At 46.8% G+C, this 21308-nt stretch carries 19 protein-coding genes and 1 other RNA gene; 3 read left to right on the top strand and 17 right to left on the bottom strand.

The features are described 5' to 3' along the window. Positions 1 to 203: 203 nt before the first annotated feature. Positions 204 to 1397 carry a transposase gene (locus tag V6C93_RS00710; RefSeq protein WP_333474716.1) on the top strand — a complete coding sequence of 398 codons (1194 nt, stop codon included), beginning with the start codon at positions 204 to 206 and terminating at the stop codon, positions 1395 to 1397. Between the two features lie 47 nt (positions 1398 to 1444). On the opposite strand, the gene aroF is transcribed toward V6C93_RS00710, so the two are convergent. From aroF to V6C93_RS00685, 5 genes are all read right to left on the bottom strand, one after another. After that, entirely contained in the window at positions 1445 to 2305 is an 861-nt protein-coding gene (gene aroF, locus V6C93_RS00705) for a 3-deoxy-7-phosphoheptulonate synthase (protein ID WP_333474715.1), read from the bottom strand. 462 nt (positions 2306 to 2767) lie between these two features. Further along, a complete protein-coding gene (locus V6C93_RS00700; RefSeq protein WP_333474714.1) occupies positions 2768 to 3271 on the bottom strand; it encodes a pentapeptide repeat-containing protein in 504 nt (167 codons plus the stop codon). A 135-nt stretch (positions 3272 to 3406) separates the two neighbouring features. Beyond that, positions 3407 to 3523 carry a photosystem I reaction center subunit VIII gene (locus V6C93_RS00695; protein WP_333474713.1) on the bottom strand — a complete coding sequence of 39 codons (117 nt, stop codon included), beginning with the start codon at positions 3521 to 3523 and terminating at the stop codon, positions 3407 to 3409. Between the two features lie 109 nt (positions 3524 to 3632). Beyond that, on the bottom strand, positions 3633 to 4148 hold the full coding sequence (locus V6C93_RS00690; protein WP_333474712.1) for a photosystem I reaction center protein subunit XI: 516 nt from the start codon (positions 4146 to 4148) through the stop codon (positions 3633 to 3635). 254 nt (positions 4149 to 4402) lie between these two features. Continuing rightward, positions 4403 to 4639: a hypothetical protein gene (locus tag V6C93_RS00685; protein ID WP_190778350.1), complete on the bottom strand. Its 237-nt coding sequence runs from the start codon at positions 4637 to 4639 to the stop codon at positions 4403 to 4405. A gap of 134 nt (positions 4640 to 4773) precedes the next feature. Between V6C93_RS00685 and psb32 the strand changes: the two genes are divergently transcribed. Then, positions 4774 to 5502: a photosystem II repair protein Psb32 gene (gene psb32 / locus V6C93_RS00680; protein WP_333474711.1), complete on the top strand. Its 729-nt coding sequence runs from the start codon at positions 4774 to 4776 to the stop codon at positions 5500 to 5502. Here psb32 and V6C93_RS00675 read toward each other — a convergent pair. The 4 genes from V6C93_RS00675 to V6C93_RS00660 all read right to left on the bottom strand — a co-directional run bounded on the left by V6C93_RS00675 (position 5499) and on the right by V6C93_RS00660 (position 11292). Next, positions 5499 to 5882 (bottom strand): DUF4346 domain-containing protein, encoded by a 384-nt coding sequence (locus tag V6C93_RS00675; RefSeq protein WP_333474710.1) that lies wholly within the window; start codon positions 5880 to 5882, stop codon positions 5499 to 5501. The two genes, psb32 and V6C93_RS00675, sit on opposite strands and share 4 nt — an antisense overlap. Positions 5883 to 6090: 208 nt before the next feature. Then, positions 6091 to 8967: a PAS domain S-box protein gene (locus V6C93_RS00670; RefSeq protein ID WP_333474709.1), complete on the bottom strand. Its 2877-nt coding sequence runs from the start codon at positions 8965 to 8967 to the stop codon at positions 6091 to 6093. A gap of 259 nt (positions 8968 to 9226) precedes the next feature. After that, on the bottom strand, positions 9227 to 10423 hold the full coding sequence (locus V6C93_RS00665) for a GNAT family N-acetyltransferase (RefSeq protein WP_333474708.1): 1197 nt from the start codon (positions 10421 to 10423) through the stop codon (positions 9227 to 9229). A gap of 155 nt (positions 10424 to 10578) precedes the next feature. Further along, positions 10579 to 11292 (bottom strand): RibD family protein, encoded by a 714-nt coding sequence (locus tag V6C93_RS00660; RefSeq protein WP_333474707.1) that lies wholly within the window; start codon positions 11290 to 11292, stop codon positions 10579 to 10581. 193 nt (positions 11293 to 11485) lie between these two features. Between V6C93_RS00660 and V6C93_RS00655 the strand changes: the two genes are divergently transcribed. Next, positions 11486 to 13645 carry a sensor histidine kinase gene (locus tag V6C93_RS00655; RefSeq protein WP_333474706.1) on the top strand — a complete coding sequence of 720 codons (2160 nt, stop codon included), beginning with the start codon at positions 11486 to 11488 and terminating at the stop codon, positions 13643 to 13645. Between the two features lie 155 nt (positions 13646 to 13800). Here the strand turns inward: V6C93_RS00655 and V6C93_RS00650 are convergent, their stop codons facing one another. The 8 genes from V6C93_RS00650 to V6C93_RS00615 all read right to left on the bottom strand — a co-directional run bounded on the left by V6C93_RS00650 (position 13801) and on the right by V6C93_RS00615 (position 21306). Continuing rightward, the gene (locus V6C93_RS00650; protein WP_333474705.1) at positions 13801 to 14763 is read right to left on the bottom strand and encodes a hypothetical protein; all 963 of its coding nucleotides are present in this window, start codon (positions 14761 to 14763) and stop codon (positions 13801 to 13803) included. A gap of 187 nt (positions 14764 to 14950) precedes the next feature. Continuing rightward, on the bottom strand, positions 14951 to 16603 hold the full coding sequence (locus V6C93_RS00645) for an MBOAT family O-acyltransferase (protein WP_333474704.1): 1653 nt from the start codon (positions 16601 to 16603) through the stop codon (positions 14951 to 14953). Positions 16604 to 16722: 119 nt separating this feature from the next. Beyond that, on the bottom strand, positions 16723 to 17436 hold the full coding sequence (rnc, locus tag V6C93_RS00640) for a ribonuclease III (protein ID WP_333474703.1): 714 nt from the start codon (positions 17434 to 17436) through the stop codon (positions 16723 to 16725). Between the two features lie 30 nt (positions 17437 to 17466). Next, positions 17467 to 17934: a hypothetical protein gene (locus V6C93_RS00635; protein WP_333474702.1), complete on the bottom strand. Its 468-nt coding sequence runs from the start codon at positions 17932 to 17934 to the stop codon at positions 17467 to 17469. 171 nt (positions 17935 to 18105) lie between these two features. Further along, positions 18106 to 18533, bottom strand: an RNA gene (gene rnpB, locus V6C93_RS00630) — RNase P RNA component class A. Positions 18534 to 19278: 745 nt separating this feature from the next. Beyond that, positions 19279 to 19512, bottom strand: a complete 234-nt coding sequence (locus tag V6C93_RS00625; RefSeq protein ID WP_333474701.1) for a hypothetical protein — start codon at positions 19510 to 19512, stop codon at positions 19279 to 19281. 634 nt (positions 19513 to 20146) lie between these two features. After that, positions 20147 to 20398: a hypothetical protein gene (locus V6C93_RS00620; protein ID WP_333474700.1), complete on the bottom strand. Its 252-nt coding sequence runs from the start codon at positions 20396 to 20398 to the stop codon at positions 20147 to 20149. Between the two features lie 182 nt (positions 20399 to 20580). Beyond that, positions 20581 to 21306: an amino acid ABC transporter ATP-binding protein gene (locus V6C93_RS00615; protein WP_333474699.1), complete on the bottom strand. Its 726-nt coding sequence runs from the start codon at positions 21304 to 21306 to the stop codon at positions 20581 to 20583. Between the last annotated feature and the right edge of the window lie 2 nt (positions 21307 to 21308).

Here is a 21308-nt window from a genome sequence, read left to right as displayed (position 1 = left end):
TCCCCAAAAACTCTGCGTTCCTCAGCGCCCTCCTTGGCGACCCTCTGCGTTAAAAAAATACCTTATTCCGATGCCAGCAGATTCGATATTACAGAGAAACAAGCAAAGCCCACCTCTTTTAAGGGTGGGATGTAGCGTTGGCGCTTTTAAGCGCCGTCCGGTCTTATAGCTACTTTTGGCTATAAACATGGTATGCTTATCGCATGATAGTACTTGAGTTCAAGCTAAAAGGACGGGCAGAGCAGTATCGAGTCATCGACGAGATGATTCGCACGGCTCAATTCATCCGTAATAAAGCGCTTAGGTACTGGATGGACAATCGAGGAGTTAAGCTGTCCGACCTCTACAAGCAATGCGCTGTAATGGCTGCTGAGTTTGAGTGGGCAGGTAAACTTAACTCAATGGCACGCCAAGCATCAGCCGAACGTGCCATTTTTGCTATCCAACGATTCTTCGCTAATTGCAAAGCCAATAAACCCGGAAAGAAAGGCTATCCACAATACAAAAAGTTTTCCCGCTCCGTTGAGTATAAGACTTCCGGTTGGAAGCTTTCCCCTAATAAGAAACACCTCACTTTCACAGATGGCTTTGCGGCTGGCACCTTTAAATTAATCGGTAGTCGCGACCTACACTTCTACTCTCCCAAGGAGATTAAGCGAGTACGAGTCATCCGTAGAGCTGACGGCTACTACGCTCAGTTTGCTATCAATGTGGAGCGAACCGAGGAACTTGCTCCTACAGGTAAAGCCATTGGGATAGATGTAGGACTCAATCACTTCTTGACCGCGAGCCATGGAGCAACTGTCCCTAACCCTCGTCATCTCCGCAAGAGCGAGAAGGCACTTCATAGGGCACAGCGTAGAGTCTCCAGGAAGAAGAAAGGGTCAGCCAACCGCAAAAAAGCGATGAATCGATTGGGAGGAAAACACCTCAAGGTGAGTCGGCAGCGTAAAAACTTTGCTATTGAGACGGCAAATGCGCTTGTGAAATCTAACGACTTCATTGCCTACGAAGCCTTGCAGGTGAGGAATATGGTGAAGAACTCAAAGCTTGCCAAGTCAATCAGTGATGCCGCCTGGTCGCAGTTCACTGACTGGTTGCAATACCTGGGTAGAGTGTATGGGAAGACAGTGGTTGCTGTTGCTCCTCATCACACATCCCAGAATTGTTCAGCCTGCGGCACTACGGTCAAGAAGTCACTCTCGGTCAGGACTCATGTTTGTCCGTGTGGAGCAGTACTTGATCGCGACCACAATGCCGCGCTGAACATCCTGGCCAAAGCTTTGAGGCAAGTAGGAATCGAGATAAATACCGTGGGACACACGGGAATCAACGCTTGGGAACAGAACGATCTCTACTCACTGGTGGTGACATCAGCGAGCAAGTTGACTGGCTGAACCAAGAATCCCACGATTTTAGCGTAGCGGAATCGTGGGAGTGTCAATTAAGACGCTAGTGCCAATTTAGGAAGACTCACAGATTCCGCAATCTGTCGCCCCACGGCGGCGGCTACGGGTCGTAAACTGTGAACTAAATCCACCATATCTTCCAAAGAAAGCGCCTGACGTGCATCGGAAACTGACTTTTCGGGTTCGGGGTGACACTCGATAATCAATCCATCTGCTCCGCACGCCACAGCAGCTTTTGCCAGGGGAGCGACCAGTTCCCGCTTTCCGACAGCATGAGAGGGGTCTACAATAACTGGCAAGTGAGTGATTTGCTTGAGTGCCACAACAGCGCCTAAATCCAGTACGTTGCGAGTGAAGTTATCGAAACTGCGGATACCGCGTTCACACAACACGATTTGAGAGTTACCGTGGCTCAGAATGTATTCGGCTGCCATCACAAATTCCTCAATCGTGGCAGCAAGCCCTCGCTTCAGCAGAACTGGCTTTTGTATTTGACCGAGTGCTTTGAGCAAATCAAAGTTTTGCATGTTGCGGCTGCCCACCTGAAGCATATCCGCCTGAGCCGCAAGGTCTTCAATTTGACCGATGGTCATGACCTCTGTGACAACGGGGAGATTGTAACGCGATCGCACTTCTGACAATATCTCTAATCCTTCCACACCTAAGCCCTGAAACGAGTAAGGAGATGTCCGAGGCTTGAAAACACCACCCCGTAGCGCCTGAACAGGCGCGTACTGAAGCTGTTGGGCAACGAGTTCCATTTGCGATCGGCTCTCGACGGCACATGGCCCCCCAATAATTACAAGTTCTCTCGCCCCGAAGGTGACGTTGTCCGAGAGTTTGACAAGGGTGTTGTGATCAGGATGAGATTGTGTAGCAAGTTTGGCATTCAACATGAGTCAGATTCCTTTGTAAGATGGGTGAAAAATAAAAAACCCGGTTCCTTTGAAGGTTCCGGGTTGTAGCAGAAAGTTGGCGTGACTTTACCTACCCGGAAGCGTATCTGGGCCAAAAATAAAAGCCGTAAAACCAGCTATTGAGGGAGATTGTCATACTTGGCTCTTGAGGCATGTTTGCCTTAAAAAAATAATGGACCACAGCCTTTGTTCTGCGATCCACCGGGTCGGTTCCATAGGGAACTGTTTTCACCACCGGTGAACCTCCCTAAACCAAAAATAAAAGTAATAGCGGCTGCTGAACATGGCTGTGGCGCTAGTGAGACTGTTTGTTGAGTTCTGTAATGCGCCTACCCTAGCAAGCTTATCAGGGCTTAGTCAATACCCGTGGAGAGTGAATTACTATCTCAACAACAAGTCTTCCTTGCCTTCTAGGGCTATAACAGCGATCGCAACTTTGGCTCAGCAATCATCATTTCTCATGCTCCCGTCAGGCATGATTGTATTGCAAAATTTAGCACCACTCAGGTCTGCGCCCTCTAGGTTAGCATCCTTCAGATCGGCCTTACGCAGATTAGCCCAAGTTAAGTTGGCATTATTCAGGTTGGCTCCACCCAGTTTAGCCGCGCCCAAATTAGTATGAGTTAGACTTGCCCCTTTCAGGTTGGCTTCACACAAATCAGCCTTAATCAAGCTTGCTCGATGTAGATTGGCTCCACTGAGTTCTGCACCATGTAGTATTGCCTCATTTAGGGTTGTTTGACGCAAATCGGCTCTACTAAGATTGGCTTGATAAAAGTTTACTTTAGTTAGATTCGCTCCACTGAAGTTAGAGTTTTGCAAATTTGCCTTCAGCAAGTCGGCTCTCATTAATTGGAGTTTACGCAAATCTGACCCGCTTAAGTTTGCCCGATGAAAATTTCTTTCTCCAGCCAGGTAACGCCGCTTCAGTTCATCCGTATCCATCACGTATCAACTAACTAGATGCCACCACAATTTTAATCAGAAAATACCCTACCCGTTCGCGGAGCTGGCGCTTAGCGCTTAGGCAGGGTATTTCCCACAATTAATTAAAAATGGCGTTTAGACTTTGAGAATGGGTTAAGCGTCGCTTTCAATGTGGATAAATAAAAGACCCATTACCACAGCAGGCAAGAGCCAACAAACAACAGGAATCAAAATCCAGGGCAAGAATGAAGCTGCGTATGCACCTGTCATGTCAAACCTTCCTCACTAAATTTACAGGGTTTCAAAACGGAGATAACGTAGAGCTGACTGATGGCTTAAGTCCAACACTTAAAGCCAAAGACTGCCAGCCCAAAAATGGCTATGTATTGTGAACGACGCCACGCAGTATGGCATCCACAACATCAAAATTGGCCAGCAGGAAATAGGCGACGAAAGCGCCACTCATGCCACCAATAAAGAACCCACCAGCAAGCTGGCTCCAGCCGTCAGCCGTAGTCAGTTCAGCAGGGGTTTTGGGATTTTGCTTAGCAACGGCAGTGTTATGACCTTCTTGGAAATTGGCAATGCCATAGGCAGCCATAGCGGCGGTTGCAATGATAATCAAAGCCACGCCTGAAATTAATCCACCTAAACTGGCTGCACCCGGATAGTCCCGCAGCGGACCAAAGATGACCCAAGGGCCAATGATGAAATAGCCGTGAGCTAAACCAATCTCTAAACCTCGCAGCAGGGGTGATATCCCTTTGCGGTAGGCGGGTAGATTGTTGAGGAAAGCCCTAACAATACCGGAATCACTGATGGGAGTCGATAAATGCCCCGTAAAAGGGTCGCCATTAAACGGTTTTATAAGCTCTGTATCTCTGGGATCAGCCATGCTGAACGTCTCCTATCTGTCTAAAAGGTTACAGAAGAACTTGAGATCACATTCTACGCAAGTAGGGGTTACCCAATGGCAGAATCTGCTGTGACCTTTAGAAAAGTTCATTAAACTTTCTTTCGCTAGCGATTTCATCCCTCTCCAGAGGAAGTCAGCGATCGCCTTGATCGCCTATTGTAGTGATTTGGGTACAACTCCACTACCGGACAGCTACAGGTAGCGATGCTATGGAGGCACCCTAGGAATTTGGCTCAAAACGGGATGTCGTCGTCGTCAAAGTCAGGGGGAGGCGAATCACTCGGTTGAGGTCTAACTCGATCCGGTGTCATTTGCAGATCGATCCAGCGCTTGGCAAAATGCAGTGCTTCTTCCTGGGTCTTAGCATTGTGAATGGGAATCACGCATTCACCCGTGGCACTCCAGACCTGAACGCAGAATACTGGTCTAGCCTCAATTATCCAACCCCGATAAATTTCTGCTGAACTCATTGCTGGCACTCCCAGTGAGCAAGCTCAAGGCTTTCCTTCAACCGTAACACGCCTTTCATTTTTTAGACGTAAGTTTTGCGGCGGTTTATATAGTATGTATTGGAAAAGGCAATCTTAATATTCCAATCAATTCAATGAAACAGCTCCTCCATCGACTCTACGAGGGTCAAAAATACGTTCAACGCCTGATTCTTCCCCTATTGTTATTCGTTTTAGCCAGTGTATTCGTGGCAGCGCCTGCTAACGCCACTGGGGTCTATCAAATGCCCAACATCAGAGCTGGGGAACCGACTTGGGTTATTGATAAAGCCGAAGTTCTCAGCCGTTTGAATGAAGGGCGCTTGAGCAATACTCTGGATGATTTAGCCAAGAAAACGGGTAAAGAGGTCAGGATGGTGACCATGCACCGTTTAGACTACGGTGAGACGATCGATAGCTTCACAAAAGCCCTGTTTAAAAAATGGTTCCCAACATCACAAGCTCAAGCTAAACAAGCTCTGCTGGTGATTGACACGCTAACCAATACAACCGCCATTCAGACGGGTGACGCGGTTAAGTCAATTCTGCCAGACGACATTGCTGAAAGCGTAGCGTCTGAAACAGTAGCGGTGCCCCTACGCACGGGGAACAAATACAATCAAGCTTTGTTGGATGCAAGCGATCGCTTAGTCGCCGTTCTTTCGGGTGAACCAGACCCCGGCCCCCCTGTTGTAGAAGAAAAGGTTCAGGTTGAAAGTACCTTTAAGAGTGCAGAAGAAACTGACACCCAAAATTCTACGATTTGGGTGGTGGCTATCTTGATTATCGCCACCGTCGTCCCGATGGCTACTTACTTTTTCTATCAGAGTTTTTCAGGAAGCTAATCCTGAACATACTCTTCGCCATCAACTAGAGCAGATTCAGCCCGAACAAACTCCCGTCCCAAATAAGCTGCATGATCCAGCTTTGTAACGGGACAGGGTTGGGTTTGCTCAAAGATAGATACACAAAGTTCCTTAGCGGTTCTGCCTGTAAACAAGGTGCTTTGAGTCCGTTCTACCTTGCCCTTGGCTGGGATAACTTTGCCAGTTTCTGGGTCAATGGCTAAACCTCGCTCATCAATTACATTGGTGAAGTGCTTGGCACAAATTAGCCTTGCCTCGCGATCGAGGTAGATAATGAAATATCCGCCTGGGTCAAGGTTGATATCACGTTTCGATAGCTTATCGTCGATTGCACGTAGGTCATCTACTGTTAAATTCATTTTCTCTAGTAACGCTTCTTCTTTTCTTGTTCTTGCCTATTTTGGTGCTGTAACACTCCAAACAGACTTAATCTTAGTTTAGAAGTTGGTTAAAAGAGCGATCGCACCTCCCGTCAATTTGGTTGAGATTGGAAATTGTCGTTACCCACGGTCTGCCAATCGGAGATTTTTCTGTGTGACAGGTATCCGGATATCTGAATATAAAAATTTATCCCTTGTGGGTGTCGTTGGATTGGCATTGAGAGATCGGAATCTCAATCACAAACTCTGCTCCTTGACCCTGTGCTGAACGACAAAAAAGCTGACCATTATGTCTATTGTTCACAATGTGGTAGCTGATAGATAGTCCTAAACCAGTACCTTTCCCTGGAGGTTTCGTCGTAAAGAAAGGATTAAAGATTTGATGGTGAACATCTATCTTCATGCCAGAACCATTGTCACTAATGTAGATAACTACAGAAGAGGAACGTTCAGGTTCTTCCGGCGATTTCGGTTGGGTTGGAGCCTCTAGAGAGTCGTGGTTCGTTGTCCACGGACACGCCGTGCGATCGCTCTTGCCAGAGGAGTGTTCTATCACCTCTGTCCGAATCCGAATCGTCGGGGTAAAAGGAGTTTTCCCCTGTTCGTTTTCAGCCGTTTTTTCACTACACCCCGAATTTTGAACGCTGCACCCTGACTCCTCTAAGGCATCAATGGCATTGCTCAGAAGATTCATAAACACCTGATTAAGTTGACCCGGATAACATTCCACTTGGGGCAGTTGCCCATACTCCCTCACCACTCGAATCTCAGGACGATCAGGCTGTGGTTTGAGGCGGTGCTGCAAAATGAGTAAGGTGCTATCAATGCCCTCATGAATGTCCACCGACTTGAGTTCGGTTTGATCATGGCGAGAAAAATTTCTCAGAGAAAGCACAATCTGGCGGATACGATCAGCACCGTTCTGCATGGATACCAGCAGCTTCGGGAAATCTTCGGCAATGAACTCTAAATCAGCAATCTTCAGTTGTTCAGCAATCTCTGGGGCCGGTTGGGGGTAGTGCTGTTGGTACAACTCCAACAGGTGTAGCAAGTCTTGAGTATATCCACTGGCCGGGTTGATATTACCGTAGATGAAGCTGACGGGGTTATTGATTTCATGGGCTACTCCCGCTACTAATTGGCCCAAAGAAGCCATTTTTTCCTGCTGAACCAATTGAGTTTGGGCTTGTTGCAGTTCTTGCAACGCCAGTTCTAGCTGAGTCGCTTTTTCCTGTTCTCGTTGGGTCAGCGATCGCAAAGCCTCCTGAGCATTGACCAGATCGGTAATATCAGTATGGGCACCGATCATGCGCACAACCTGTCCCTGCTCGTTTTTCAGATGCATAGCGCGTGAGAAGACGTACACGGTAGAACCATTTTTGTGATGAAAGCGTTGCGTAATCAGGAAGCGGGAGATTTTGCCGGAATTGTAATCTTCGAGACGTTTTAACGTCGTGATGCGATCCTCTGGAAAGAGGACTTTTTCCCAGCTTGTCACTTGATTTGGCAGTTCGTCGTCTGTGTAGCCGATCATCTCCTTCCAACGGGGGGAAAAGTAAATCTCCCCTGTTAGCAAATTCCAATCCCAGAAACCGTCATTAGAAGCGCGGATGACCAATTCCATGCGCTCTGTCGCTTCTCGTCGTTCCTCCTGTGCCCGCTTGCGCTCGGTGATATCTTCCAGCACCTTTACCAAATACTTCGGTTCACCAGAGGGTTCACGCAGCAAAGACAGGGTCAGGTTTCCCCAAAATATACCTCCATCTTTACGGATATAGCGCTTCTCACATGAGTAGTGTTCGATCTCACCAACCAATAGCGATCGCGTATAATCTTCACCCGCTCTTTGATCATCGGGGTGAGTAATATCTCTCCAGCTTAGAGCCAGAAGCTCTTCCTGGGTATAGCCCATCAGGTCGCAAAACTTGCGGTTAACTCGAACAAACTCTCCGTTGAGCGCACAATGACTTATTCCCACTACGGCTTGCTCAAAGGTGGCGCGAAATCGCTCTTCACTTTCGCGCAAGACAGCCTCGGTCTGCTGACACTCCGTAGTGAGTTCGGAAATAATCTGATAGTAAGTATCGCTTTGTGCCAATCCCTGTTCCATTGGCTTGGGTTCAGCGACATCTCGCGCTACCGACTGAAACGCCACAAACCCACCTTGAGGATTAAAGATGGGACAGTCAGTCCACTGTTGCCAACGCATTTCACCCGCAGGCGCGATCGCCCCTTGCTCTAGTTGTGTCTTCAAAGCCAGAATTTCTGCCTCTACCTGCTTGCGCTGGGTGATGTCTCGCAACACCGCTAAATGACGGTGGGGTAAAAAATTCGCCGTGGAGGCATACTCCACTTCTCGCATCGTTCCGTCAGGACGCAGCAGGCAGAACTCTCCCGTCACCCGTCCCTGCTCCAGGAAGCTACACCACGCTTGGGCAAAGTCAAAATGGGGCTCGGCAAAGTCAGAAATCCGACAACCGAGAACGTCGGCTTTGCATAGACCCAAAAGTTCACATGCCGCTGGGTTCGCGTCTACATACCGACCCTCGTCATCGGCAATCAGTACGGCATCGATGGCTCCCTCGAAGAACGCCCGAAGTTGGCGATCGCGAGCTTGCAGAGCTTGTTCGGTTTGCTTGCGATCACTAACATCACGGCAGCTATACAGGAGCGTGCCTCCACGGATAGAAACTTGCTTGATGTTAATCAGCAAGGTGCGCCGCCTACCCGCTTTGTCTATAATTTCTCGTTCAATGTTGGAAATCTCTCCCGAACTGTCTAGGTCTTGCCACCGAAAGAGATTATCTCCTAACAATTGGCTGATGTTGTCCAACTCTTGTATCTCGTAGGACGAATAGCCAAAAGTTTCTTGAACATTGGGAGAAACAAAAGTCAATACTCCCGAATTATCTGTAATAAAAATGATTTCAGAAATGCTACTGAGGATAAGTCGGTGTAGTTCTCCTGACTCACACATAACTTGTCCCAGAAGATGTCGCAACTGGCTCTCAATCTCTACCTTGGGGTCTTGGTGGGTGGGGGAAGCTAGGCGATCTCTTTTCATTTCGTTGACCCCTATTTATTTTGGCGTATTCCATCAAATGAATGCCATGCTAACACATCAAATTTCATCCTCAAAAAAAGCATGACAATGGAGACGAATCCGTCAATCCATCTGGAGTAAGAGTTTCACAAAATTCTCACAAATTCTTCTTAAAAAATTTTCCTAAATGCTCAAAGGAGTTTCACAAATTCTCAAGGATTGGGTAATCGTCAGAGGTTGCTCGTTAAGCGGTCTTTCTGTTGTGTATTAGTGAAACTGATTAATCGGGGATAGACAGATTAATTTCTCGTTTGGTGAAGGGTAAATCTTGATTAATCGCGTCAATTTCTTCTTGTTCCATAACGTTGATTTCACCGATGTAGTGCCGTAAGATTTGGGTAAACCGTGCATTGTAAAATCGGTGCAGGCTGTGATTTGGCGTTGCCGGAAAACCTCGCCGTCTTTTGTGACGTCCACCCGCACCGGGGTCAAACATCTGAATGCCATTGGCAATGCCCCACTCAATTGGCGTGTAGTAACAAGCATCGAAATGTAGGCAATCGAATTCCTCAAAACAACCCCAATAGCGACCATAAAGCTGGTCACCCTTGTTGATACAAAACGACATTCCTAGCGGATGGCGGTTATCATCCTCTCGATAAGCCGCAACTAGCAACACGCGATCGCTATAGTTGGGGTACAACTGCTCAAAAAACTTGCGAGTGAGATACTTACTCCCCCACATAAACTTGTCGCAGGTGCTGCTGTAGAAACTATAAATTGAGGGAAACAGGGATTTAGGAATCTCTTCACCCCGGAGAATGTCTAAGCGTAGACCTGTTGTTGCCACAGCTTTGCGCTCCCGTTTGATATTGCGGCGCTGATTGGCGTTGAAGACACTTAGATAATCATCAAAGGTCTGAAAGCCTTTGTTTTGCCAAATATAGCTGTGGTGCAGCCAACTGGTAAAGCCGTGACGTTCCAGGACAGGACGCCATTCGGGGTCAACAAACAGGAAGTGACAACCACTAATCCGGTTCTGGTCACAAAAATGGTCGATCGCAATCACCATCTGTTGCGTCAGTCGCTCCTCATCTTCTCCGGGTGCGATCAAAAACCGATAACCTGTAGCCGGCGTAAACGGCGTCATCCCCAGCAGTTTGGGATAGTAACGTATCCCCAAGCGGTGAGATAAATCCGCCCACTGGTGGTCAAAGACAAACTCTCCATAACTGTGACCTTTGATGTAGAAAGGCGCAGCGGCTATGAGCTGTCGGTCTCGCCAGACGGTAAGGTGGTTCGGTAACCACCCTGTTTTTGCTGTAGCACTCCCTGACGTTTCTAGATTGTTCAACCACTCCCATTCTAGGAAAGGGGTCTTCAAAGGCTGAGCGAGGTCATCCCAAGCGGCTTGAGGAATGTCTGCCATCCGGTTGACCCAGGTAACGGAATAGTCAAGCTGGGGTTGTTGAACCATTGAGGGAATCCAAGAAAGAAACTTGTTAAGATACCGCGTCATTAACCCTATAGGGGCGGGTGAAATTGGCTCAACCCAGAGGTTTGTTCGGAGCAATCAAACCTAAAGTGAGCCCCTAGTCCAAAAGTAAAAACTTTTCTTAGGTTAACTAATCTTTACGAGCGTTGCAGCCGATAGTGCAGAAATACCTCCTGTTCGATAGTCTGGACGCTTAAAAGTTCCAGGCTCCGCGCTAAGGTTGAGAGAAACCCCTCCCCCTCCACTGGCGTCGGTGCGGTTCTTCCGCCTAAAATCAACGGGCAAACGGTCAGCCAGAATTCATCAATTAAATCGGCTGCCAGGAGTGCTGCTACCAGTTCACCGCCTCCCAAGATGGCTAAGCGTCCGACGCCGAGTTGAAAGAACTGTTGGAAGGCATTGTTCCAATCTATTCCGCCTGTGGATGTATCAGCTACCAAAATCCGCTCAAAACTCCCAACGCCCAATGCCTGTTCTTTCTGCCAGGATGTGGCACCTGCTGTTGTTGTCAATAACCAACGGGGAACCTGCTGGCGAAAGAAGCGCATTTGAGGGTCAAGATTGGCAGAACCAGAGCAGACAATTTGTACCGGCTGGGGTGGTACCCCGCCTTGTTGGCGGAGTTGAAGTAACTGGGGATTGGAGATGCCGAGGGTGGTTCCATAGGCGCGGAGAGTGCTCGCACCGAACAAGACGCCGTCAGCCAGAGCAATTTGTGTTTCAAGATGGGTGCGATCGCTCTTAGAGGAAAATCGAGCAGGCGATCGCGCCACGTCTGCTATCTTGCCATCAGTACTCATGGCGAGAACTACTGTTGTATAGGGTCGAGGGGTCGCAGAGTGACGATACATAGCAACAGGCTGGAACAAAAAGAGCAGTTTGAAGATTCTTGAGATAAAGCCTTTCCTTGTCAAGCTTTTCTAGACGCCAAGCCTCTGAGATGCAAGGAGACTTTGAAGGGTTTTAGGATGGATGAGATGGGGGATTCATCTACTGTATTAATTATTCCTGTTGGGTTTTCCACTTTAATCTGAGAGAGATACTATGGCTAAGCCAGGTCAATACTCCTTTCGTCGCATCTTGCTGTCGCGCTTATTGCTGCTCAGCGTGCCAGTGTTACTCTTGGGGGTGTATGTGACCTATAGAAAAGCACGCTCGACGCTTTTAGGAACGGCTCGGCAAAATCTGATTGAGAGCGCTGCGAGAAAAGGAGAGGATATTCAAAAATCGGTTGATGCGCTAAAAGCTAACCTGGAAGCAGCCAGTGAAAGCGTAGAGCTCCAATCCCAGTCACCTGGTGATTATCAAGGAGTTATCGACAAACTCGCTCAACGATTACCGACCCTAATCGAGTGCGTACAGCTCAGTGATATTCAAACCAGAAAGCTCGTCGCTAGTAGCTGTGGCAATCGAGCGATCGCACAAGAAGAGGCAACTTTATGGCCTTGGCAGCGTGCGTTGTTACCACGAAACCGTTCTCCGGTTTACGTGACGATGGAGCTTCCTCAAAAAGACCCAACAACAGCCAGCGCCAACTCCCAGCGAACTGACTCCACCAATCAACTCACATTAGTGTTCAGTGCGCCAGTCTATAACGCTACAGGTCAACTCCGATATGCCCTGAGCATCGAGTCCGCTTTGCTCCATCCCCACCCCTCCAAGCCGAGGTCATTGTCTGGCTATCCAGTGGTAATTAATCACAAAGGGATCATCTTAGCGCATATCGATCCAATACGAATTGGGCGTCAGATCTACTACGAACCAGATGGGGGAGCGCTTAAAGAGGTCGTAGCTAAAGCCAGTTCGGGTCAGGAGGGTTCTCTGCATTTATTCTCCTTTGAAAAAGAGGGTATGGAATTAATTGCTGGATACACTGCGTTCAATAGCCCAATTACGACTGAGCGTAACCAAAAGTGGACAATTTTATCCATTACTGGCTTAGAAAGTGCCCTGCATGGTCTCAAAGATATTCAGCAAGTTTTGATCGTCCTCACTTGCTGCTTAATTGCGGCAAGTTTTTTAGCAACCCTGTATATAGCTCGTGACCTAGCCCGTCCTTTAGAAAAACTCAGAGACTACGCCCTGCATGAATCTCACCTGCACTCTACAGACCGAATTCCTCGAAACTTTAACATTCGGGAATTCAACCAATTGTCTGAAGCCTTCGAGGGGATGATTTCTCGTCTAAGAACTTGGGCAGAAGAACTGGAAGCGGCTTGGAAAGAGGCACAAATGGCTAACCAGCTCAAGAATGAGTTTCTAGCTAATACCTCCCATGAACTGAGAACTCCACTTAATGGCATCATTGGCTGCCTGCGACTGGTACGCGATGGATTTTGCGACGACCGAGAAGAAGAACTGGATTTTTTACAGCGAGCAGATGATGCAGCTATTCACTTATTAGGCATTATCAATGACGTTCTGGATATTGCCAAGATTGAAGCTGGGAAGCTCACTGTAGAAGCAGAGCCCGTTGACTTGCGAAAGATACTCAATGAAGTGATTAATTTACAGGCTGTTCCTATTCAGCATAAAGGATTAGAATTCCATACAACCGACCTGCATGAAGTTATTCCTGTCCAGGCCGATCCAGCGAAACTCAAGCAGGTCATATTAAATGTGGTGGGCAATGCCGTCAAATTCACGGACTCTGGCAGCATTACGATTAATACGCGAATTGAGCTGAGCGCGGAAACAGCCCACTCGCTTCCTTCTAATAATGGGGAGAACACAGGAGAACCCTTTGTTTCTAAGGGAAAACGTTTAGCCCTGACATCTACAGAAGATGGCAGTACGGGTAGCCCTCTTGTATCTGGGTCCTCTTGTGTTGTTGTGACCGTTAAGGATACGGGAATTGGCATCGATCCAACTCAACAGCACAAGCTATTCCGCCCCTTCGTAATGGTTGATGGCTCGACCACGCGCAAGTGTGGGGGTACAGGTCTTGGTCTGGCAATTTCACGGAATTTAATGACACTGATGGGAGGTAGCATCACCCTCTCTAGCGATGGCAATGAGCAAGGGACTACGGTTGAAATTTCTTTGCCAACGATTGAGCCTTCACTCTTGCTTTCAGGCGAATCACCAAAATCAAGTAATCCGGCTCAGGAGTTTGATGCAACGGATGGCAGTGCGGAAGGCTCAAATGGAGCTGTTTCGTTAGCGAATACGGACGTAGGTACTTCATGCGATCGCCCGTCATAAGTTGTCGCGCCTTTAAGTGGCATGAGCGGGACGGGCAAGAGGCCCATCCCACAAGAGCTTTGGAAATTTGGTGATGCAAAGATAACTGCCGATTAGCTTAGTCGTCAGACTTGACTGGGCGTTCTCTATTTCCTTGCGCCGACTTGTTGTCAATTTTATCGATTTGGTGTAGCAGAGCTAGGCAATTTCAGACTGAAATGTTCGTCGATTAACTTCAGCATGGCTTTTGCGATTAATTGGTTGGCACTCTCGGTGAAGTGTCCATCAGGAACGAAATTCCTTACGTCAGTGGCTGGAGCAATATTATGAGTACTCACATAGGGAATTGAGGCACTTTCTAACGTCGGCTTCAGTGCTTGGAATAAGTGGTCTTCATATCCGCGATCGTTGAGGACAAGCACAATTGGCAGTTTGCCATCACCTTTAGCGGTTGCTGCAAAATCGGTAATAATAGCCCTTAAAACGGGAATGTCTAATTCTGCATTGAACCCGGCTGAACTATGAATCTGATTGCTAATCATCATCTGATGGCGCTGTGCCCAAGCTCTGCGAATCATGCGTACTATTACAGAGTTATCCAGCCAATTGTGCTTGAACAAGAAGGCGTTAAAGAATTGATCGTGTTCTCGCATCTGGGTTAGCAATGCATCCCACTGTTGCTTGTTTCCAAAGGCAGCACGGAATTGAGCCAACGACAGGCTATTTGGCCAGATGGCTTTTAACTTCCCGTCTTCCAGAACGTATCGCGGGTAAGTGTAAGGTGCAGGTCCTTCAAACTGCCACGTCATGCCATTGAGTGTTCTGATTGCTTTGACGCTGGAAGCCAAGAGACCCAAAATCACTATATCGGCTTGGTGTCTACCCCGATCTAAGTTGTAAGCAGCAAATGAATAGTTGGGTGGCGCTGCCGGACCTGCGATCGCTCTTATCGCGATCCGGGAATCCATTGCCTCCATTGCCGTGCCCACATGATTGGAAAATGACATGCCGTAGATAGCAATGAGCAATTCTTTACCTGGAGGACGGCTGACAGGTGCTTTTAATTTTTTCCATAATTCTGGGTCTAACCAGCCAGCCTGTGCAATAGGTGAACTCGCTTCATCGGTAGGGCCGAGCATTCGTAAGAGCTTTCCCTCAATAGACCGTCCATATTCAAAATAGCTGTTAAGTGGTCCAGCATCAGTTACCTGTGGGTTTGAAGGATACGGAAAAACAAAATTGGTTGAAATATCGAATACTAGTAGAAAGAAAAAAATCCACAGTCCGGTTACAACCACCTTACCAATTAGCTTTCCGGAGGGTAGTTTAGAACTGAGAGTAAATAAACTGAGCAGGTGCATTGCTCTCTCCCATTAACAAAATAATGATTAGTGCGGCGTAAAGGGCTGCACGCGCTGGCGTTGGAAAACGTCGGTAAAAATCTGCCTTATTAGCTTGATATTCCAAAAATTCATAGCCCATGAGTAGTGGAATACCCAATAGTGTAGGCAACGGTGGCTTTGGTAGAGTGCTCGTCAAGTTTCCAAAATCTACAACAAGAATTTTTGTGAATGTGGTAATCTGAACCAGAGAAGTTGCTCGAAATAATAGCCATCCGTAGCAAGTCAGTAAAAAAAAGAATAGGGTTGTCACTAATGATCTAAGTACACGAATCGCATTATTGGCGGGTACTTGTTTACTAGGATTGAGGTTAAAAGCTCGATACACACACAGCAGTGTTCCCTGATAAAATCCCCAGAGAACAAAGTTCCAGGCTGCTCCGTGCCAAAGTCCGCCCAGCACCATAGTCGTCATCAGATTGAGATAAGTTCTACGATTGCCTTGACGGTTTCCACCGAGGGAAATGTAAAGGTAGTCCCGTAGCCAAGTAGAGAGACTGATGTGCCAGCGACGCCAGAATTCGCTGGGGTCTTTTGAGAAATAGGGCAGATTGAAGTTGACCATCAGTTCGATGCCGAACAATTTGGATACACCCCTAGCCATATCGGAATAGCCGGAGAAATCGCAGTAGATTTGGACGGTGTACAGAAACGTTGCCAAAACCACATCCATCCAGGACACTACTCCACTTGTGCCGTAGATTGCATTGACTGAATCGGCTACTCCATCAGAGATTGCCACTTTCTTAAACAAGCCGAATAAGAGCAAGAACACCCCTTCGGCAGATTGTTTAAAAGTGATCTGGCGTGGATTTGACAATTGAGGCAGTAAGGATGATGCTCGATCAATGGGGCCTGCTAGTAATGGCGGGAAATAAGCTAAGAATAGGGCAAAATCCAAAAATCGTTGCGCTGCCTGAATCTTGCCTCGGTAGATATCAACGGTGTAGCTGATCGTCTTAAACGTGTAGAACGAAATTCCGACAGGCAGAACGATGTTTAAGTGCAAGAATTCGGCATGAATGCCAAGCGCACTAATGAATCCCTCAGCGCTGCTAATGAAGAAATTGAAGTACTTAAAGAAGCCAAGGAGCGCTAGGTTGGTACCTATACTGAGCCACAGGAACAACTTGCGTCGTTGTTCTTCTGGAAGTGAAGTGAATCGTGGATACAGCAGATTAGCAGCTGCTACTAATGCCAGCGCTCCAAGTAGTACCAGCCAGCCGGACAATGAAGTAGGTAAAAGCTTAGCCCACTGTACCGATAGTGCAATGGGTTTTGTCCTGAAGACAACCGCATCCCATTGCACCGTAACGCACAAGAAGGCCGCCAATACCAGGAACAAAGAAGCCAAGCGGCGTTTGGAGCCCGTTAATCGACCCGTCTCAATCATTGACCCGCAGCAGAAGTCAACAACGGTTGATAGGACGAGCAGAAAAACGAATCGCACGTCCCACGAAGCGTAGAATACATAGCTGGCAATGAGCAATATTAAGTTTTGCCCACCCAAAGGAAGAAGGCGGTACAGGAAGTAGGTAACTCCAAAAAAGACTACGAATTCAATTGAGTTAAAAGTCACTTATTCCTACAGTAATTAACTGACGAAATAGCTTATCATAACCTTACTAATTTAGCTTGTATTTTTTATTACATTCCGTGACGTTAAACTTGTTTCCATTAGGAGGCTCCTAGTTCTCTTTAATTATTACGATTTAGTGCCAAAAAGGCCTGTTTTGCGGCAGCTTGTTCGGCTGCCTTTTTAGAGCGTCCCTGACCTTCACCCAATCGCTGATTTTGCAACCAAACTTCGGCAGTGAAGCGATGGTCATCTCCATGTATTGAACTGGTTTCTCTTAGGCGATATTCTGGGCGAACTTTGTAGTGAGCTTGAGTCCATTCTTGGAGAGCATCTTTATAGTTTAGGCGGGCTGGATCTTGGCGAACTTCTGCGGCTAGTTGCTGTAAGTGAGGGTCTAGCCACGGGCGCACAAGTTCCAGCGTATGAGTACTTAGGTAAAAGGCTCCTAACACCGCTTCAAAGGCATCTGCTAACCGTGAAGTCTCTCCAGCCGCGTCACTCGCTGCACTACTAGAAAGGAGTAAGTAACGCTCTAATCCATAAATCCTAGCTAGCTGGGCAAGGATGCGATCGCTTACAAGTACCGAGCGAATCGCCGCAAATTCACCGACAGAAGCGCTAGGATAGGTTTCAAATAACAATTCTGAGGTGGCGATACGCACAACCGCATCACCGACAAACTCTAACTGCTCATAGTTTGCCTGAGTGGAAATGCTTGGATGCGTTAGTGCTAGGTCAAGAAGCGCCCACTGTACTGGAGCCTGAGTCGGCAACCCTAATTTTTGCACAAATTGCCGTAGTTGCTTCTGACGGCGAGGGTCTATGAAGGTCATGATTTAAGAGAACGCGTACCATAAGTAAGCTTAGGCAAGTAGACCTAAGATTTTCAAAAATTTTTTTCCAGACTCATTTTTTCCAAAGACTGTAAGATCGCATCTTGTGACTAATTTTAATAGTCCCACAAAAGCGAAGCTATTTAAACAATTATCACTCGTTACTTCTTCAAGGGAAGCATAAAAGAATTTAAATCTTTCTATATTGTGGAAATCAATTTTATCTAAAATATATAGATAATGTAAAAATTCAGACTGATTGATTTCATTATTAATGTGAGAAACGAATACTTTGAATAGAGCATCTGCTTTAGCTAAATCATCAAATCGATCAAGAGCAATAATCAGTCTTTCCTCTAAATCTTTTTTGTAATTTTGATTTGCAATAGCCTTGTCAAATTTATTCTTAAATTTATCATCAATACTCTCAAACCCCTTAAGGAACACCAAAGTCTTTTCCATAAAAAATTGCTCACGAACCGTTAAAAACGTTGTCATTGCAGAATAATCAGTTTCTCGATCAAAATTTTACTGGTCGGTTTATTCTGAATTGCTCTGATGCAATTCAACAAGAAATACTTGCTTAGCGCCATCGGGCGTCTAGAAAGCCGCGTCTAGATGCAGAAACTGAAAGTGACAACCTAAAGTCCTTTCAGGAGGTTCAAAGGAGGAGAGAGTCGGACATAAGCCGGGTTCTGTTCTCCACAGCAGCAAGACTACTGGGAGGGCAGTTATCTATCTGGGACGCCTGTTACCAGACGCCTCTTGCGGTTCTTTTGAGCGGAACTGGTAAAAGACCAACCATAGTTCCTACGACCTTGCTCCCAACCGGGGTTTACCGAGCCAGCACCTCTCGATGCTGCTGGTGCGCTCTTACCGCACCCTTGCACCCTTACCTTCAAAAGGTATGAAGTGTAAAGTATGAACTCTGAAATTTCATGCTTCATCCTTCATCCTTGAGAAGGCGGTATGTTTCTGTGGCACTATCCTCACGGTCACCCGCACTGGGCGTTACCCAGCAAGTTTGGCCTTTCGGGAGCCCGGACTTTCCTCAGACTCTACGAAAGCGCGAGTCCGCAACTGCCTTCGCCTACTCTCTCCCTCATCCAGTCTAATCGGGGTGAGGCGCTAGCTGTTAGATCTTGATTGAGAAAGCATAGGGCGAGGGGGAGAGGGGTGGTAGCCGTTGGAATGTGCGATCGCTAATAGAGGGTCGGAGCTGTTTACTGCCCACCTCGATCAAGTTCTTCGAGTGAATCGATTGTCACATTGAGCCTGTCCGGTTAACAGAGACTGGCAATTGACAACAAACTGCCGCAAGCCTGTACTCAGAACGGCTCAAGACTTAATAAAGTTGCATTAAGGTTAGTTGCTGATGTCAGCCAATTCCAATAGGATAGATATAGGTAATACAAGTTATACACAGGTATTACCTATTAAAAGGCCATACATGATGAAAGCTACATCAGTTCGTTGGAAATTAGTTGCCTACTAGCAAAGCTTAATTTCCATGTCATTTATACGAACTCATGCACTCATGTAGTAGCTCTCCCGAAACATAGGGAATTGCATCTCTCGAAGTTAAAAAGTGGCTCTGGAAATAAGCGTTTCCACCACCACTCCTGGTAGTGAGGAGTCGCTTGGCACTCTGCTAAGGACGATTTAGTTCTTTGGAAGCTTGAGGTTTCCTGCTAAGTCGTCCTTAGATTGTGTAATACCTGAAGAACAACTTTTCAAAAGAATCCTGGTTAGAAAGGCAGAAACTCCGCCCATTTTATTTCTAATTTTTTTCAGGGATTAGTGATACCTCACAGAGTTTAGGCTTGTAAGAAGAGACTTCGGCTAAGCCCATGCACCCACCTTAACCTCGGTTGGTTCGGAATGAACAGCCACAGACGCTGTCTTATGATCGCCGAAAATGGGCTTATCGGTGTTCAAAATCTCTAAGAGAATCTTGAAACTTTCTGGATCTAAATCAATCGTGCGTTCTCTTTCCCCATCAAAATAGGTGAACCAAAAGTGGCCTTTGTTATCCTGGGGTCTCCATAAGGCTTGATAGCTTGTAATGCGTTTCATTTCCATAGGCGGCTTACCTTTCATACCCCTCTAGTCTCTTCTCTCTAAGTGTAGACTTATGTTTAGATTTCATAAAGAAATCTTTTAATATATTAAAGATTATTGTAATAACGGATTCAGATTCTCCCGCGCCAGTCTTTCAAAGCTTGCTTCAACGGCTTGCCTCACCCTTTTTTATAGCCTAAGCAAATTTTAAGAAGAAGGACTCACCTCGCCAGCAAATTTTCAAGGTTTGATGAAATTTGCGGGTGTGTCGGTTGATATCAACCCTTGAAAAATAGTGTACAATGTGTACAACTTAAGTAATACAAGTCATACACCAGGGATTCAGCAAAGTCCGCTTGACAGAGCAAAAGGTCATGAGCTAATAAAGCTTTAAAACTTCACGTTTAACAGTCAACAAGATTTTGACAAACATCCGTCGGGGTGTCTACTAAAGTAGGAAAGGGTGTTACCCAAAAGTATGGATGATTTAGTGCGTGGATGCTCGGATTACCGTTACAAATCACCCTGGTATTGTGCAACACCCGTACACGTCTCTTTAGTTATTTTCTGGGTAAAAAAACTAATCGGCAAGTTTTCTACGCTTAACTCTATGGCGTATAAACCTGCGAAGCTTAAGGCGGGCAGTGCCTTATGCCCATGCTCCTACTTTTAGATCGCTAGGCTGTGAATGAACAGCAACAGCCGATGTAGTATGATCTCCAAAAACTGGCTTGTCGGTGTCGAGAACTTTCATCACCGTCCTGAAGCTTTCGGCATCTAAGTCTTCTGTACGTTCTTTTTGACCATCAAAATAGGTGAACCAAAAGTGACCTTTGTTCTCTAGGGGTCTCCACAGTGCCTGATAGCTGGTAATCCGTCTCATCGAAGTAGTTTGTGTCATGTGATTGAATACCCTTAAAGTCTGTTCTCTTTAAGTGTATAGTTATGTAAAAAGACGAGAGATAGCTATTGTGAACTACTCCTTCTTAATCATGAAGTAGTCAGGCAAACCTGGCAAGATGTTTGAATTGCCTGAACGTTTGCTAGAAATCGGCTGGGTATATGACCAAAGTCAGTGCGTCTCTATTGACCCGCAAAGCTCATACGGTTTAAGAAGGCACGTAGACGATCGCTTTTTGGATTAGTGAGAACCTCTCGCGCATTTCCTTCTTCTGCCACGCAACCTCGATCCATAAAGATGACTCGATGGGCAACCTCACGGGCAAACTGCATTTCGTGGGTAACAACCACCATCGTCATCCCTTCCTCAGCTAACTGCTGCATGACTCGCAGCACTTCTCCGACCAGTTCTGGGTCAAGAGCACTAGTCGGTTCATCGAACAACATAATCTGGGGATTCATACACAAGCTACGTGCGATCGCCACCCGTTGCTTCTGTCCCCCCGACAACTGTTCCGGATAAACGGCAGCTTTCTCGGCTAAACCCACCTTGTTTAGATAAAATCGAGCCTGTTCTTCTGCTTCCTGAGGAGACTTACCCAATACCTGACGCGGAGCCAACATCAAGTTTTCCAGCACGCTCAAATGGGGAAACAGGTTAAACTGCTGAAAAACCATCCCCACCTGTGCCCTTAATCGCCGTAATTGTTTGGGGTTGAGATTGGGATGTGATAAATCTATTTCATTAACCACCAAGCGCCCCCGATTAATCTTCTCTAGGCGGTTGAAGCAGCGCAGCAATGTACTCTTGCCACAGCCAGAAGAACCGATGACGGCAAGGACTTCTCCCCGCTGGATAGAACCGCTAATTCCTTGTAAAACCTTGAGAGAACCAAAGTTCTTCTCGATGC

The sequence above is a fragment of the Allocoleopsis sp. genome (assembly GCF_036703385.1).
In the GTDB taxonomy this organism is placed as follows: Bacteria; Cyanobacteriota; Cyanobacteriia; order Cyanobacteriales; family Coleofasciculaceae; genus Allocoleopsis.
Note: the sequence above shows the minus strand (reverse complement) of the source record. Positions and strands in the feature narration are given on the sequence as shown.